Annotated in this window: 10 protein-coding genes; 9 read left to right on the top strand and 1 reads right to left on the bottom strand. The window is 39.7% G+C overall.

The features are described from left to right. Positions 1-18 precede the first annotated feature (18 nt). The 5 genes from GY23_RS10395 to GY23_RS10375 all read left to right on the top strand — a co-directional run bounded on the left by GY23_RS10395 (position 19) and on the right by GY23_RS10375 (position 3,753). The gene (locus GY23_RS10395; protein ID WP_075619242.1) at positions 19-849 is read left to right on the top strand and encodes an alpha/beta hydrolase; all 831 of its coding nucleotides are present in this window, start codon (positions 19-21) and stop codon (positions 847-849) included. Between the two features lie 55 nt (positions 850-904). Beyond that, positions 905-1,378, top strand: coding sequence for a GNAT family N-acetyltransferase (locus GY23_RS10390; protein WP_075619153.1), 474 nt, complete (start codon positions 905-907; stop codon positions 1,376-1,378). A gap of 32 nt (positions 1,379-1,410) precedes the next feature. Beyond that, on the top strand, positions 1,411-2,151 hold the full coding sequence (locus tag GY23_RS10385) for an alpha/beta hydrolase family protein (RefSeq protein WP_075619152.1): 741 nt from the start codon (positions 1,411-1,413) through the stop codon (positions 2,149-2,151). Positions 2,152-2,283: 132 nt separating this feature from the next. After that, complete coding sequence (locus GY23_RS10380) at positions 2,284-3,114, top strand: nucleotidyltransferase domain-containing protein (protein ID WP_245827642.1); 831 nt, start codon at positions 2,284-2,286, stop codon at positions 3,112-3,114. 75 nt (positions 3,115-3,189) lie between these two features. Then, complete coding sequence (locus GY23_RS10375; RefSeq protein ID WP_075619150.1) at positions 3,190-3,753, top strand: AAA family ATPase; 564 nt, start codon at positions 3,190-3,192, stop codon at positions 3,751-3,753. A gap of 178 nt (positions 3,754-3,931) precedes the next feature. Here the strand turns inward: GY23_RS10375 and GY23_RS10370 are convergent, their stop codons facing one another. Beyond that, complete coding sequence (locus GY23_RS10370; protein ID WP_075619149.1) at positions 3,932-5,392, bottom strand: protein adenylyltransferase SelO; 1,461 nt, start codon at positions 5,390-5,392, stop codon at positions 3,932-3,934. A 298-nt stretch (positions 5,393-5,690) separates the two neighbouring features. On the opposite strand from GY23_RS10370, the gene GY23_RS10365 reads away from it, so the two are divergent. The 4 genes from GY23_RS10365 to GY23_RS10350 all read left to right on the top strand — a co-directional run bounded on the left by GY23_RS10365 (position 5,691) and on the right by GY23_RS10350 (position 17,958). Next, positions 5,691-6,671: an LCP family protein gene (locus GY23_RS10365; RefSeq protein ID WP_075619148.1), complete on the top strand. Its 981-nt coding sequence runs from the start codon at positions 5,691-5,693 to the stop codon at positions 6,669-6,671. Between the two features lie 69 nt (positions 6,672-6,740). After that, a complete protein-coding gene (locus GY23_RS10360) occupies positions 6,741-7,355 on the top strand; it encodes an NUDIX hydrolase (protein WP_075619241.1) in 615 nt (204 codons plus the stop codon). Positions 7,356-7,550: 195 nt separating this feature from the next. Further along, positions 7,551-8,312: a class I SAM-dependent methyltransferase gene (locus GY23_RS10355; protein WP_245827641.1), complete on the top strand. Its 762-nt coding sequence runs from the start codon at positions 7,551-7,553 to the stop codon at positions 8,310-8,312. 520 nt (positions 8,313-8,832) lie between these two features. Further along, positions 8,833-17,958, top strand: coding sequence for a carboxypeptidase regulatory-like domain-containing protein (locus GY23_RS10350; RefSeq protein ID WP_075619147.1), 9,126 nt, complete (start codon positions 8,833-8,835; stop codon positions 17,956-17,958). The last annotated feature ends 169 nt before the right edge of the window (positions 17,959-18,127 follow it).

Here is an 18,127-nt window from a genome sequence, read left to right as displayed (position 1 = left end):
TAGGTGGTACTTATGGATATGAAAAGATATTTTATAAATAACGGTGAAATCGATGTACATATAACAGAATGGGGTCACCATAGTAATCCGGTAATTTTTTGTCTTCATGGATTAGGGAGTACTGGCCTTAGTTTTATAGAGATTGCAGAGGAATTAAAAGAAGAGTTTAGGTTCATTTCAATCGATGCTCCGGGCCACGGTAAAACTCCTTCTTTTGCAGAATCTGATAAATATGAATATCCAAATCTTGCTTTATGGCTGAATCGCATTCTAGATGTTCTTGAGATAAAGAAGTTCTATTTTCTATCGCATTCCTGGGGAAGTTTTGTATCACTCTATTATTTAGTGAAATTTCCCAAGAGAGTCATTAATACAATCCTCATCGATGGTGGATACCAAACAAAATGGCGTGGGGATAAAACTGTGGAGCAAGAAATCTCCTATTATGAAAAAGATTTCGAAGAATACGTTTTTAACAACTGGGATGATTTCTTCAAAACTGAAAAAGAATCATATTCCAGATGGTCTCCACTATTGGAAGTGGCCGTAGGGGACCTAGGAATAGAAGTGAATAATAGAGTAATCTGGCATGCGAGAGGAAAGACAGCGAGACATATTATTAAAGCGATGTACAAATACGAAACGGAAGACATTTACGAACAATTGCCGGAACATATCTTATTACTAAGGGCATCATTGCCAAAGGAATTGGATGAGAAAAGAACTATTACAGCAGAGATTTTTAAACAGAAAGCTAGGGGTCATGTCAAACTGATTGAGAATACAACACATATGTTACATTGGGATAATCCAAATGTTGTAGTTGAAGAAATTAGAAAAAACTGGTGAGAATTTATGGTTGTCAATAGATATTAAAAACTATCATGTACTGGAGAATTCGAAAATGAAAAATGTTAGTTTGGAAACTGCGATTGTCAAAGACGCAGCAAATATTTTTGATATTCAAGTCAAAGCATTTAGTCCACTATTGGAAAAGTATAAGGATTTCGATACAAGCCCAGCGAACGAATCTGTTGATCGGGTTATTGCTAGGATAACTAATCCTCAAGGCAAGTTTTATAAAATAATGTTAGATCAAGAACTTGTGGGTGCAATCTGTGTCCTTTGGAAAGAAAGTAATCATTATTGGATAAGTCCAATGTTTATTGATCCAGAGTATCAGGGTCAAGGGATAGCTCAAAAAGCGATACTTTTAGCTGAGGAAATGTATCCTAAGGCGATTAGTTGGGAGTTGGCAACAATCTTAGAGGAAGCAAGTAACTGCTATTTGTATGAAAAAATGGGTTATACCCAAACGGAAGAAAAGCGGAAAATCAATGATAATACGACCCTCGTTTATTATGAAAAATCTGTTTGAAAAATTAAGAGTAAAGAGATGAAGAGCTTAATATGAAAAAAGCGATAACGAAACAATTTGTAAGCCATATTTACAATTCGGAACAGAAAAGCGTCGGCAAAACTATCATGATATTTCATGGATGGGGTTCGAGTGTCAATAACTATATTGAACTAGCAAATCTTCTGTCAACGTTTGGTTTTCGGGTTATTCTTCCGGAAATCGTATTTCATGACAGCAGAAATAAACTAGGAAATCATTTCGCGAAAGAAGTTACGCAAGAATATTTTTGGAAAGTCATTATGAAAACGATTGATGAAGCCAACCATATTTTAGAGGAATTAGATATTCGCAAAGAAGAAGTGATACTTATGGGAGTCTCGATGGGAGGATTCATCGCAAATGGTATATTTGTGAATGGCCATAAGTTTGCAGGTTTAATCAATGTTAACGGTTCGGGATCATTTCTGTTGTCTGAAGAAATTTTCAGAGAAAATGATCATCGCCCAGAAATGACGACTGATGAGATAAACGTACTAAGGGAATATGATCCAAAAGGCAAAAAAACGAAATCATCCCCAATATTATTAATGCATGGCGAACAAGATACAGTGGTTTCAATTGAAGGTCAGAAAAATTACTTAACCTATTTAACTGAAGGCAATCGTATACATGATGTTGTTTTCAATACATACAAAGATGTGAATCATTCCTTTTCTGAAGAAATGATTGAAAACTTAATTCAATGGTTAATAAAGAAGTTTCATGTGGATAAAGGCGTTACCTATAATTAGTTCATCATGCGAAAATATACAATTTCATCAATCACTGGAGAAGATAGATTAGTTTAAGAAGGAATTCAACCCAATTCCACCGAATTTTAATACTAATATATCTGAGAGGATGATTAATAATGTGTGGGATTTGTGAGTAGACATTTAGAAAGAGATAATAATTTACCAAAGTATCGAGATACTCTTTTGAAAAATGCATTGATAGATTTAACAGCCGATTCGAATGTTTTGGCAATTTATCTAGGCGGTTCTTTAGCAAAAGGGAACTTTGACATATACTCTGATATTGATTTGCACATTATCGTGACTTCTGAACAGAAAACAGATTTCATAAAAGAGAAACGTAAGAGATCAAGTTCTTGGGGAGAAGTGTTATTTTATGAAGATTTCAATCCTCTTTCTCCTGTAATCGTGACTCACTATGATTGCTTTATTAAAGTGGACAGTTGGTATCACTCACCTGAAGAAGTCGTTCCTTCTATTTGGTTGAAAGATCTGGATGTTCTATATGCCCCCCATAACATAATAAGTGACGTGATAAAGGAATCTTCAATCAGGGAATATAAGCCATCAAAAGAGGAAGTAGAGTTTTGGAGAGGGAAGATCATTGCCTTCATTCACGAAAGCTACCGAGCTGTTATGAGAAATGAAATTTACTATGCCATATCAAATTTAGATCGAGTCCGGTGGCTGATTGCTTCAGGATGGTATATGGAAATAGAGCAACATTTAGACAGTTCCTATGGGGTCTGGTCAAAAGTTGAAGGCAATCGAAGCAAATTAAACAAGCAACAATTGTCCCTATTGGAAAGATGGTATTGTAGTCGTAATCCTCAGGACATTATGCAAACCATGGAAAAAATGATTCCGGAATTTCTTAGACTTAATAAGCTTCTAAGTGAGAGAGTTGAAATAGAGGAAAACGAAGAACATTTCAAAAAGATAATAGAAATGACGATTTAATTCTCAAACAACAGGTGATGGGTAAAAAACGTTGGGAAAGATTAAGCCGGAATTTTTGAGACTGGGGTTGTGTTCATGAGTCGGTTAGCAATTATGACAGTCGGTAAAACCCATAGTGGCAAAACTACATTTGCGAAAGCTTTAGAAAAAGAGCTGCCCAACTCAATTGTGATTGATCAAGATAACCATGCTGAATTCCTCCACACGTATTACCAAACATTATTACCAAAACAAGGAAATAATATGATTAAGTACGCTCTTACACAAACGATTGTTAATTATGCAGTCAATGAGACTAATTGCCACCTCATTCTGTGTAACTCGAATCGTAATCGTAAAGGTCGGTTGAAACTGCTCGAACATTTACATCATAATGGATTTACCAGCATTCTTGTTAATTTTGATTTCCCTGACCATGTTCTTAAAGAGCGGGTTTTGAAAAGCCAGCGTAGTACAACGATATTAAGAGTCGCTTCAAACTTTGAGGAAGTGCTTACCCGTCAGCAGGATGAAACTGATCTAGGGGATGTGATAGCGCCAATAGAAGGTGAAGCGGACCATTTATTTGTAATCGAAAACGCGGATGAAATACGGTCTGTTATTCGGAAAATTGTCAATTGTGCTCAAGTTGGTGAGTAGCGAAAAAATGTTGATTTGAAAAGTGAATTTCAAAATACGCGCGGTATCTTTTTTACCTTTCGTAGTGATTACAGTTGACCTTCACCAAATAGTAATAAACGTGCCTGTCACCGCCCGTACTTTGGATGATGACAGGTACGGTAAATCGTATTAAGCTGTATCAAGAATTCTATATAGATCAAGTACCACAAAAAGTTTGGTAAGAACCATCTGAATGCAAAGGCATAGTGCGGTAATCAGCTTGTTTGTTTGAATGTGCATAAGGATTTGAAAGCACATCAAGAAGCTGCTCCATTACACTATAATCTCCATTAACTGCGGCATCCAAAGCTTCTTCCACTCGGTGGTTACGAGGGATGACGGCAGGATTGCTGTTCTTCATTAGTTGCTGAGAGGCTTCTTTTGCTTCCTTTTGCTTGTCTAGTCTAGCCAGCCAAAGTTTTTCCCACTGAGCAAATTCTGTGCTGTTAAACAGGGCGAAATCTTCCCGCTTGTCAAAAGTAAGTGCACGGAAGGTATTGGTATAGTCTGCACTATACTCCTGCATCATCTTCAGTAAATCTTCAATAAGAGATTCATCCTCTTTTTCTTCATTGAAAATTCCTAATTTTGCTCTCATGCCTGCAAACCAATTAGCGTGATAAAGCTGATTAAATTCTGAGATTGCTTCCTGTGCGAGTTTGAGTGCTTGCTCTTGATCGTCATGTAGCAACGGAATCAGGCATTCAGCGAATCGAGCGAGATTCCATCCACCGATATATGGCTGATTTCCGTAGGCATAGCGACCTTGATGGTCAATGGAACTGAATACCGTTGCCGGATCATAGTCATCCATAAAAGCACATGGACCATAGTCGATGGTTTCGCCACTAATGGTCATGTTGTCGGTGTTCATTACCCCGTGGATAAAGCCAACTAGTTGCCATTTGGCAATGAGTGCCGCATGACGTTTGATTACTCCCTGAAGTAGGGAAAGGTATCGCTGATCATCCGCTTTTATGTCAGGATAATGACGGTCTATGGCATAGTCAGCCAGTATTTTGAGTTCCTCTATTGTGCCAAAATTAGCCGTGAATTGAAAAGTGCCGAATCGTAAATGACTGGCAGCCACTCGGGTAAGAATCGCACCAGGCAGGGCAGTTTCGCGATATACTGGCTCACCAGTTGTCACCACTGCTAGGCTACGTGTGGTAGGAATACCAAGGGCATGCATGGCTTCACTGATGATATATTCACGTAACATCGGTCCAAGTGCAGCTCGACCATCTCCACGACGGGAATAAGGCGTTGGGCCAGAACCTTTGAGTTGAATATCAAAACGTTCACCTGAAGGCGTGATTTGTTCGCCAAGTAGTACCGCACGACCATCCCCTAACATCGTGAAATTCCCAAATTGATGTCCTGCATAAGCTTGAGCAATCGGTGATGCCCCTTCTGGAATCTGATTTCCGCCAAGTTCCGTTACACCATATTGGCTTTTTAGTGAATCGACGTTTAATCCAAGTGATGTTGCTAAGGAATCATTGCTAATAACCAATTTCGGCGAGCTTACAGCGGTTGGGTTAACGGGCGTGAAAAATGAATTTGGCAGTCGTGTATAACTGTTGTCAAAGTTCCAACCAGTATTTTTATTTGTCATCATATTCCCTCCTTTTTCATTATGTTTTCATTTGACGCAGTCTAGTTATCTGCTTTCGCTTCGTATACAAGGCATCCTATTAATGTTTGCTATTGTCCATTTATTATACCCATGCTACACAGAGTTATCTTATTTCAACAATGCAAGAGTGAGTTTCTTGTTGTTTTTAACAATAACATACGAATGATTTTGAATATTGGAACTTTTGTGTTACATAGAACGTACTAATAATGGTAATTGTTTACTAGAATTAATCATCAAGCAGTAATATTTGAAAACGAACTAAAGGAGATTTCTTATGACTCGAAAAGAAGTTAAAACACAAAAAATAAAATCTAAAAAGTCCCTGATCCTAAAAATATCAGTACTTCTAGTAGCTGGAATTCTCATTAGTGGTTCAGCTTATGGATTTTATTTGGTGAAAAAAGCAAAGTCAGCTGCGGAAAAATCGTATGAAGCGGTTGAAAACCGTGATGGTTCCGTTCTTCGAACTAGTGAAGTTACGCCACTTGAAGATCATGTATCCATTCTGTTTATTGGAGTCGACGATAGTGAAACGCGCAATCAAGGAACAGACGAAAGTCGATCCGATGCGTTGATGTTAGCGACGCTAAACAATAATGAAAAAACCGTAAAATTGGTCAGCATCCCACGTGATTCATATGTCTATATCCCTGAAATTGGCTATGAAGATAAAATCAATCATGCCCTTGTCAAAGGTGGGTTAAAGGCGACGATTGAAACGGTTGAGGAGTTATTGGAAGTCCCAGTTGATTATTATGTACTGATGAATTTCAATGCCTTCATTGATGTTGTAGATGCTTTAGATGGGATTAACGTCAATGTACCGTACGATCGATTAGAGAAAGATGAAGAAGATAGATTCACGATTCAATTAAAAAAAGGATTTCAAAAACTCGATGGGCGAGAAGCACTTGCATTGGCTCGTACAAGAATGTTGGACAATGACATTGAACGCGGGAAACGACAACAAGAAATCCTATCTGCCATTGTAAAAAAAGCATCTTCAGCCTCTTCGTTTACGAAGTATGGGGATGTAATCGATGCTGTTGGTGACAACATGAAAACGGATATGACATTTGATGAGATGAAATCATTTTTATCCTATATAAAAGATGGAATGCCTCAAGTAGATTCAATGTACCTGAGTGGATATGATGATACATCAACTAAACCCTATTATTGGAGATTGGATAATGAATCGTTAACGGAAACGCAAAACATACTTAAAAGCCACCTAGAGCTTGTGGAGGATTGATAGCAAATAGCTTCTATTTTCATGATAACATGGGAGTATATGAAACGAAGCGAAGGGGGAGATGATTTCATGTTCTTGGATAAGTTGAAGAATGAGCTAAACCACAATCAACCTTTATTTATTGGAGAGGCGACAGCGATGCGTTCGGCTGTTCTGATTCCACTTATTCAAGTGAATGAAGAATGGCATGTCCTGTTTGAAGTACGTTCAATGACCATGCGAAGTCAACCTGGTGATATTAGTTTTCCAGGTGGGCGTATCGATCCAACAGATGCATCACCAATGGACGCAGCCATCCGAGAAACACATGAAGAGCTAGGGATTCCAATGGAAGCAATTCAAGTGCAGGGGCAAATGAGTGCCTTTATTCCAACGTCGTCATTTATTATCTATCCATTTGTAGCAACCATCGATCAATATCCAACCGATTCATTCAACAAACAAGAGGTAGAAGAGATCTTCACGATACCAGTCAATTGGCTGTTAGACCATGAGCCATATGTACATAAAGTACCCGTACAACCAATGCCCTTAACCGATTTCCCTTACGATAAGATTGCGAACGGCAATCAGTACCAATGGAAATCAAGAGTGATCGAGGAATGGTTCTATGATTACGAGCAATATACGATTTGGGGGTTAACTGCCCGGATCTTAAAACATTTTATTGAGACGATTAAATAAAAGAAAATAGAATCCAAAAAAGCCAGAGATTCAATAGGAATCTCTGGCTTGAGCTATTTATAAAAGAAGATATGCCTCTATCTACATGATACAAAAAAATTAATTATAAGTCTATTTCTTTTTGATTCTACATGTGAAAATTAGGTGTGCACAAAGAGCGTAACGTTACGAATTCAATTGAAATGAGGACGTAAAGTGAAGAAACAAATGACGACAGATGAAGCCATTCAAAGATGGGATCAGCATGCCGAAGTTTTCACCGTAAATTATAATGAACACGGAGATGTTCATCGAGAAGTTTTACTTAATCCTGCTATATTTTCGTTAATTGAACAAACTTCAGGAGTATCTATACTGGATGCAGGGTGTGGAGAAGGGTATTTGAGTAGAATACTTGCTCTACAAGGAGCCCGTATTACAGCAATTGATTACTCCAAGAAAATGCTTGAGATAGCGGAAAGAAAAACACCCACTGAACTTGGCGTTCAATTCTTTCATGGTAATTGTGAAAGGCTGGATGATCTAAAGAGTTGTACATTCGATATGATCGTATCCAATATGGTCATACAAGACTTGGCTGATTATGAAGCAGCATTTAGTGAAATGTATCGCCTCTTGAAAGAAGGGGGCTATTATATTTTTTCCATCCTGCATCCATGCTTTGTGACACCGAAAAGCGGGTGGATCAGAGATGAAAATGGGAAAAAAACGCATTGGAAAATAGATAACTATTTTTATGAAGGGGTGTATGAGCAACAGATTCCAGTTGATTCGGAAGAAAAAATTGTATTTTACCATCGTACATTAACGAGTTATTTTCAGGCTATTCAACAAGCAGGATTCATTGTGGAAGTGTTGGTTGAACCAAAACCATCACAAGAGATGCTTTCCAAGTACCCACATTTTGAAGAAGACTTTAATATTTCGAATTTTATCGTGTTTAAGTTAAGAAAGTAACCATTTTGTATAGTCCAATAAAGCATTTGTAGCATTAATCCAAGCATATAAACATGATAAATAACCTATCCTTGAGTTTACGCTCAGATGGGTTATCTCTATTTTAGCCACTCCCCTTGAAGGGAACCATCTGTTACGTTGACCGTTTGGATTAGACCCCCAAACGGTCTTTTTTATTGGACTCAAATTCTGATTTCATCAAACCAAAGGAATTTACGTGTATCAATCAATAGAGATAGTAGAGTTCAACTCATGGAAAGGACAAGCAACTCCACAGCTGCCAATGGTTTGCCAATAGGAAAAAGAGACGATCCAATTGATTCGATCACTTTTAATTTTAGGGAGAAAATATGTAGGACTCCACATTAAACCGTGTGTCTTTTATCCTTAACCAAATAGTTAAACTAGTACTATCGAGTCATCTTTATCTGAATAGTTTAAAAATTCAACAAATTATAAAGGTATATTTCAAATTTTGCAGTATTCCCTCTATAACATAATTTTTGGAGGTGCAAGATTATTGAAATGGTGTAAGAAGAAAAATGCACGGAAGTATTTTGCTGTACTGTTGGCCTTTCTATTAGTAGTTTCCACATTTGTCCCTGAGCTCGCATATGCAGCCGAAGAAAAGACGAAAAATTACTCTGAAGAAGAACTGTTGCTTGAGAAACAGCGCGAAAATGAATATGAATCGGGAGAGACTGTACAAGAATCAGATGAAGGTTATGAAGATAGTAGTGGACTCACCAACCTTCTAACAGGTTTGGGAATCGAAACGCCACCTCTTGATGGTGAATCGAAGCATAGTAATCCTAAAGGTGAGTCAGAATCGAAACTTTTAAAAGCTTTTGAAAAGGAAAAAGAGATTGATGTCATTATTAGGATGAAAGATCGACCTAATCTAGATAAGGTCTATGGGCAAGTAAAAGCAAAAACGAACCGTACTGAGAACATTACAACAATCAACAAACATCTGAAGGAAAAAGCAAACGCATCTCAAATAGGAATTCAGAAAGCATTAGCTGTCTTAGAAGGTAAAGGAAAAGCAAAAAAGAAAGAATCACTATGGATCATCAATGGGTTGACAGCTACAGTCACGAAAGATGCCTTGGATGAGTTGAAGAAGCGTGATGATGTTGCTGAGATTGTACTAGATGAAACATTGAGTCTGCCGGAGGTAACAGTTGAAAACAACCCGCCAAAACTTCCGCAATGGAGTCTTGAAAAAATATTAGCTCCAAAGGTATGGGGCCAATATGGATTGAAAGGGGAAGGTATTGTAGTCGGTATCATGGACTCCGGAGTGGATGGCAGCCATGAAGCGCTTAAGCAAAACTATCGAGGACGTGATGGCAACCATAAATATTCCTGGATTGATCTATCAGGACAAAATTACGCTACTCCGAATGATGGAAATGGTCATGGAACCCATGTAGCTGGAACGGCAGTTGGAGGAGGAGCGGGTGAACCCATAGGGGTAGCTCCTGAAGCAGAATGGATTGCTGCTAAAATCTTCAATGATAATGGCTCAACTAGCTTATCAACGATACACCAGGCGTTCCAATGGTTCTTGGCTCCAGGGGGCGACCCTTCCAAAGCGCCGCAAGTCGTCAATAATTCATGGGGCAACGCCAATACGTATAGTCTAGAATTCTATGATGATGTGAAAGCTTGGGTTTCAGCCGGTATTTTCCCATCGTTTGCGGCAGGCAATGACGGACCGGGAGTCCAAACAATTGGATCACCGGGAAGCTTCCCCGAAACCTTTGCTGTCGGCGCAACGGATATTTACGACCAGACAGCCTCCTTTTCAAGCCGAGGACCGGTATTTTGGGAACATAAGAATGGTGAAACCGAACGTCTGATCAAACCGGATATCTCTGCACCAGGCCATAACATTTACTCTGCTTGGCCTGCTAAGTTGAATAAAGGTAAATATAATACAATCAGCGGAACATCAATGGCCACGCCTCATGTAACAGGTGCAATCGCCCTTTTATATCAAGCAAATCCGAAACTAACGATTGATGATGTGAAAGAAACGTTAAAGGAAACTGTCAGCATAATGCCGCATATGGGGACATTACCAAATGATTCTTATGGAAGCGGGATTATCAACATTTATCAGGCAGTGACCGAAACAGCATTTGCCGGGGAACTGAAAGGAACATTAAAAAATAAACAGGGTGAGCCGATAACAGGAAGACTCGAAATTAATGGAGAAGGCCTCTCATATGACGTCTCTGAAAAAGGCGAATTCAATTTTAAAATTCGCGAGGGTATTCATAAAATAAGTATTAGCTCTTTTGGCTACAAGATTTACGAAAGCACCATTGAAATGACAAAGGGAGAAACCCTATCAGTTAATTGGGTGCTCGAAAATGCCCGAATTTATTCGATAAAAGGAAAAGTCTCAGATGAATCCGGAAAGGCAATTCCATATGCCTATGTCCGAGTAAAAGGAACTCCACTCTTACCATTAAGAACAGATGAAAAAGGGAATTTTGAAATAAATAGCATCCCTGAAGGTATGTATGACATGCAAGTAACGGGAGAAGGCATTAAGGGATTAATTAAAGAACTGGATGTTAACGAAAATAAGACAATCGAGTTGAAAACTAAACTGATAGAGTCTGCTTTCACGAGAGAATGGGGCATGGCAAACGGAAATATACATCGAAACGCAGTTTCCGCCAATGCCATAGATCTTCAAGGTCTAAAGAGCGGTTGGGCCTACACGGCTTCTGGTAAAGGAAGTATCTTGTTCTCAACTCCTGCAGCCGCGAACGATCGGGTTGTATTGGTGACGGACCGAGGCTATGTAGTTGCGTTAGACTCGACTAATGGGAAAGAAATATGGACAGTAAGGGTAGGAAACAAGAACCGTTCATCACCAACCATACAAGGAAATACGGTCTATCTTTCAGGTGGTGAGGATGGAAAAATCTATGCCTTGGACCTTGAATCCGGAGGCATCAAATGGATAACCCAGGTTGGTATCATGACCATCTATGAATCTCCAGTTGTCCAAGATGGAACACTGTTTGTTTCTTCTAATCTCACAAAGGATGCAAAGTTGACTGCACTTAACGCAGAGACTGGAGCGGAAATATGGAGTAGCCCGCTTGGGGCCGCGACATATTCTGGGCCAAGTGTCGGAGATGGAATGGTTTATATCGGCAGTTATGAAAATCATACAATTCGTGCCTTCCGCATTGAAGACGGTACGGAGGTATGGAGTAAGACACTTAAAAATGAAAGAATCACTTCGAAGACAGTATTTGATAATGGCACACTTTATTTTGCAGGATCCAATTTTGAAGCAGGTACAGGAACTCTTTACGCATTTGACGCCAAAACTGGTGAACAAAAGTGGAATGCTACGGGGATTGGTGACACCCAGGCCGGTTCACCGATTGTGTATGAGGAGATTGTCATAATCGGTTCAGCAACACTGCCAGTATTGCGGGCCTTTGACCGCACGACTGGTAAGGAACTATGGAATAACCGGTCTGTTGGAATGTCTTTAAATAACGGATCAGTATCTGCAAACGGACTGTTGTTTTACGCGGGGACAAACGGGAGTCTATCTGTGATTGATGTATATACTGGCGAACGCTTAAAGGATTTTAGTCTCCCGGATTACAGTACATCGGGTATCCCGCTACTGCCTGGACAGGTAATTGTTCCTCATCAATCAGGAGTCAGAAGCTATGATTCTCCTGGGATTTTATCAGGCGTATTAACAAATGAAAAAGGCCAGCCTGTTGAAGGGATGGTAACCATTGTTGAAACTGGAGAATCTATCACCTCGAATACAGATGGAAGTTACGAGTTAAAACACGCTCCTGGCGAATACACAATTCAAATCTATCAATATGGCAAGAAACAGGTCACTGAAAAATCAACATTTGTGTCCGGCTATAGTAAGACGAAAAATGTGGAGTTAAAAGATGCACAGTCAGGCTCAATTTCTATTACTGTAAAAGATAATAGGACGAAAAAACTGCTAGAAAATGTCGAAGTTACGCTAAAAGAAACGCCTGTAAAAGGGAATACCAACAGTTCTGGTGAATTTTTTAGTGAAGGGATTTTTGAAGGTACCTTTAAGGTCAGCTTCACATTAACAGGCTATAAAAATGGTGAGGGTGAAATCACTGTAAATCCTGGTGAAAAAGCGGACATCACATTGAATCTACAGCCGATTGACGTGGCTGTTTTGAACGATTATAAAGGTGAAATAACTCGATTTTTAGGAGCGAACGGTTATACAGCAGAGGAACGTGGCTGGGATGTGGGTGAAGATATCGGAAGCTACAAAGTGCTCTATCTCAATGGAGCATACGGGACAGGTGGTGTGCAGCCTACAAAAGAAGAATTCGATGCATTGATAAAAAAAGCAAAAGACCATGACGTCAGTGTCATATTTGCGGATCAATGGGGTTCTGGATACGGGTCGATTGAACATCTGAGGGATTTCGAGCAAAATCCAAAAGAAATTGGCCAGGATTATGGTGGTGGCGAAGTCAAGATTCAGGTAGAAGCAGAACATCCAATTCTAAAGGGATATAAAGCAGGCGATCGAATTAATGTATTGGTTAATGATGCGGACTTTGCATGGTTCAACCAATATTCAGGAAGAACGATTGGTAAGATTGGCAACACTGAACTAGGAATGGTTGGGTCGGGGATTGCTTATAATGCTGTTTCTGAAACAAGCGCACATCTATTGTTATCAAGCCACGCATCAGTACCGTGGGAGACGACGCAGGGCTGGTTAATAGGTCAACAACAGATCCTGCTGAATAGTCTTGACTATTTATACAGCTCAACATTCGGTGAAATTTCTGGTTCAGTTCAGAATTCAGCTGGGGAGCCTGTTGAAGCAAGTATTGAGGTCCTTGAAACAGGAGTGAAAACCACTAGTGATGAAAATGGAAGATTCGAACTTTTCCATGATGAAGGCTCATTTACAATTGAAGTACGTGCGAAAGGACTCGGTTCGAAAACAGTTGATGTAACGACTGCTTCAGGTATACCGGGCATTGTCAGTGTGACGCTTGGGAAATCAGAAAAAGGCATTCTAACAGGAGCGATTACTGATGCTCAATCAAGAATTAAGCTCAGTGGCGTTAAGGTAGAAGTGAAAAATGAATCAGGAGAAAAAGTTGCTGACACACAGACAACCACAAATGGTCGTTATGAAGTAACAGGGCTTGAAGAAGAAGTATACCAACTAAGCTTTACAAAAGAAGGGTACATTGGAAGCAATCAAACAGTTGATCTTGCTCACCTAGATGGTGACATCGACGTTACACTTCGTACGATGCCGTCAGTGGCGGTTGTGGGAGACTACACTACTTCTGGTCAAAACTTTAAAGCCATGTTGCAACAAGCGGGTATACCTGCAACAGATCTACAACCAGTAAATCTGGTAAATAGAATGCAAGAATTTGATGTTGTATTCTTTAATGAACCAAGCACAGCTACACTTACTAAAAAGGTATTCGATGAGATGATGATCGCTGCGGATAAGGCTGAGACAAGCTTGATTTTCGGAGATGCTTACTGGAGTGGATCAGGCATTAACCATCTCGTTCTTCATAGGAAAGATCCGAAAGAACGTGGGACAGTCAGAAACACCAATGCTTCTGCACAGTATAAAATCCTGGAAGACCACCCAATCTTCAGTGGTGCAAACCAGGGTGACTCAGTGGGGATATTAACTCCGGGAGCGAGTATCATCGGTTATTTTAATGATTACAGCGGCTATCCGCTAGCTGAAATCAAACATGAAGGTTCGGATACATCGCATGGGCTTGGAATAGCTTATAAACCTAGAACCTCCGGCAGCGTCGAATTGCTGATGAGCGGCCATGGCTTTAACATGTACCATTCATTAAAGGATTACACGGAGGAAGGCAAGGAGATGCTAGTCCAATCTGTTCTTTGGGCTACAGATGCAAAATTCCCAGTCATAAGTGGATCAGTATTGAATGAAAATGGGGAGCCATTACAGGCAGAAGTAAAGGTGAAAGATGAGAATTTTTCAACTAATTCAAACGGTGAAGACGGCGGTTTCTCCATTGCAATAGTAGAAGGTGACTATGAAGTAGAAATAAGTTCATATGGTTATAAAACTAAAGTTGTTCAAGTGAGTGCTGTTACGGGTAATAAGCCTTTGACCATTTCAATGGAGGGGGCTGACAACGTCGGTACATTTAAAGGAATTGTTGAAAATGAAAAAGATGGGAATGCGGTAGAGGGTGCCAAGGTTTCGATTATTGGCAAACCAAGAGAAACAATTACAAGTTTACAAGGACAATATAGCCTGACAAAAATAGAACCTGGCGACTATATAGTCCGTATCGAAAAAGAAGGATTTGTCAGAAAAGATGTTGAGCTGACGATTACTGAAGGGGTAAATGTGGACTTGAATGTCACGTTGAAACCAACCCCAACGATTGGGATCATTGTCGATTTAACCGCCTCCGGTACGAATCTTACGCAATATCTGGTGGAGCGGGGATATAAAGTAGAAAACATGACTTACAAGGACATTGATAAATTGGATCAAGTCGATTTAGTATTTGCCAATTCAGACTATGCACCAAACATGGTACCAAAAAAATCAGAGTTCGAAGCTTTCCAGAAAGCGTTGGATGAAAAGCGGGTTTCCGTTATTTGGACAGGTCAGGCAGGTGGAAGAGGCTCAATCGATTTCTTGAATGAATATCTTGATGACCCGACAACAATCTTCAAAGGAACGAATAAGTCAGGAACACAAGGTATCATCAAGGAGGAACACCCGATTACAGCTGGATTTGAAGTTGGTGACGTGTTCGAAATTCCTTCAAAATCGCGTTACTATTACGGATTTGAAGGATATTCTGGAAAAACGATCATTGATTTTTCCCAAACAATTACTGGTGAAAGTGGAAGCATGATCGCCTATAAAGGACGTACAATTGACTCGCTTGAAATCCTTATGGCAAATATGGTCATAAGCCAAGAGTTCAAGCCGGATTCATTTGATCCGGTAAGGGAGAGGCTCCTAAACAATGCGATAACTTGGGCGTTAGATGAAAAACCTGCGCTAGTTGGGGAATTACACGGAGTCGTCCAAAATGAAAATGGTCCGGTAAAAGGCGAAGTAACCATCAAAGAAACAGGCAAGAAGTATAATGCTGATGAAGCCGGCCAATTCTATACTGGGCTTGAAGCAGGGACATACACCGTTACAGTCGAGGCATTTGGACATCAGTCAAAAGATTTTACTGTCACGATTGAAAACGGACAAACCTTGAAAAAATCCTTCATCATACAATCTGAAAATTCTGGAACACTTGGTGGTAAAGTTGTCGATGTGGAAACTAAGCAGCCAATCTCCGGAGCAAGTATAGACATTGTTGGTACACCAGCGGGAGTGAAGACAACGGAACAAGGGGAATACCAGATTACCTTGCCAGCTGGAACATATGATGTACGCATTATGGCAACTGGCTACTCTCCAATCTATAAGACTGTCGAGATTATTGAAGGAGAAGCTGCGTCGTTAAACTTGTCGATGGTCGTTTCGAATAAAGTTGCTGTCCTTGCTAACCCGACAAATGAGGCTCGTATAGTACCGTTCCTTCAGGCAAATGGATATGAAGTAGATTTCTATCCATATGGAGAATTCGAATCTTTAATTGAAAATATACCCAATTTTAAATTGATTATTGCAAACGATATTTCCTACTCGATGAAGGAAGACCGTTTTAAAGCTATGGTCAATACGGCCAATGAAAATGAAGTAAGCATGATTTTCGCTGGACAAAGTAATTTTGGCACACTTGGAAATCTGTCAGTTGCATACGAGGATCCTAAACAAGTACTCTCAAGCTTTGCAGAAAAAGAAATTAAAATGCGAGTGGATGAAGAGCATCCAATTTTCCGCGGTTTCCAACAAGGTGATGAATTGTCACTGCTTGTGAATGCAAAAGGTGCTACACAATATCAAGTTTACGCTAATTATAGTGGGACGACCGTTGGATCACTCGGGCATGTGGTTAAAGGGGAACTTGGCAGTTCGGTTGGTTACAAATTTACTTCATCCAACAGTGTCCAAATCCTTCTTTCTACTCTGCATGTTGGAATATATGGAAACCCGAACGACCGCTGGACTGATCATGCTAAACAAATTTATTTGAATGCGGTAGATTTTGCCTTAACAGCAAGCCAAGGAGAAATCAAAGGTGAAGTAAAAGATGAACAAGGTAATCCAATAGCCGATGCACTTGTCACAATTCCGGATAAAAACTTGAAAACCACAACAAATGCGGAAGGGTTTTATCGCTTTAGCATCGGGGTTGGAAAATATGAAGTGAAAGTGAAAGCAAAAGGGTTTACAGACCAAATTAAACAAGTCAACGTTGCAGAAGTTGGCAACAGTGTTGACCTTCATTTTACACTGGAAGCAATCAACGGATCCGACCTTAAAGGCGTCATTGCTGACAAGAGTGGTGATGCTGTTGAAGGGGCGATCTTAACGCTCATTCCAAAAGATGACCCTGATTATAAAGATATAGTAGTAAGTGGTAAGGATGGTTTGTATACGTTTGAAAACCTTCTTCCCGGTGAATACATGCTTGAAGTGGTTGCCGCAGGGTATCTTCCAAAAACAGTTGAAGTATCCATTGGGAAAGAAAACGCGGAATATAATCTTAAATTGAGTGCCTATGAGGCAGCGGTCCTCGGAGACATGAATCAAGAGTTGACCAAGTTTTTGAACGAACAGAATATCCTTGCAGAAGAAAAGGACTGGAACATACTTGGAAACCTCTCTAAATATGAAGTAATTATCGTGAATACAAACAAAGGTACAAAAGAGCAAGTCCAACAGTTGATTAACGAGAGCGATGAACATCAAGTAAGCCTTGTATTCACTAGTACTTGGGGTCTAAATGAAGGCTCGATTCAATTGCTTAAAGAAGCTGAGGGAAGTCCGGAATTAGATAACCACGGTTATAATGAAGGTGCTGTTTTTGTAAGTGCAATAAATGAGCATCCATTGTTTACAGGAATTGAAGCAGATGAAAACAATCAAATTAAGATCCATACAGAAAAGAGTCCATACGCAACTTTTAAAAATTATAAGGGGATACCACTTGCTAATTTGATAGTAGACGGAATGGACAAAGGAAAATCGATCGCATACGAGTATAGAAGCAAAAATCACGTCCATTTACTTCTCTCCTCATTTGCGGTAACAAACATCATTGGACCTGAGCATGGCTGGACGAAAGAAGGGAAGCAGCTCTTTACAAATGCCATGCACTGGTCGATGGATACAGAACAACAGCTGCCACTAGTGCCAGTTTGGGACAATGAGGATCAAAAGGTAAAAGAAAATCAATTAACAGTCACGGGTACAGCAGAGTTAGGTACGACAATAAATATTTATGAAAAACATGGCAATAAACATACACTGCTGGGATCAGTTAAAACCGGACAAGATGGAATATTCTCCATTGAGCTTGACGTCGATAATGGTGCACATTTTTTGAAGGCAGAAGCTCAAAACTTTGCAGGTAAATCCAAAACGCTAGCGGAAATGAAACTCATCGTGACTGGCAAACCTAAGCGGAAAGACAAAGCAAGTTAAAAATAGTGAATAGGTTCATGATAGAGGCTTCCCATAGTGGAAGCCTCTTCGTGATATATATGGATTCGTTTCTTAAGTTTTATGAAAGATGGATGCATATGCCAAGCTGAATTGCTATACGCTTATTACGTGGGACCTCTGCATAAAGTAACTCATGTATGCTTTTATA

Source organism: Paenisporosarcina indica, from assembly GCF_001939075.1.
Classification (GTDB): domain Bacteria; phylum Bacillota; class Bacilli; order Bacillales_A; family Planococcaceae; genus Paenisporosarcina; species Paenisporosarcina indica.
The sequence above is the reverse complement of the archived record's forward strand: the minus strand, read 5'-3'. Positions and strand labels throughout refer to the sequence as shown.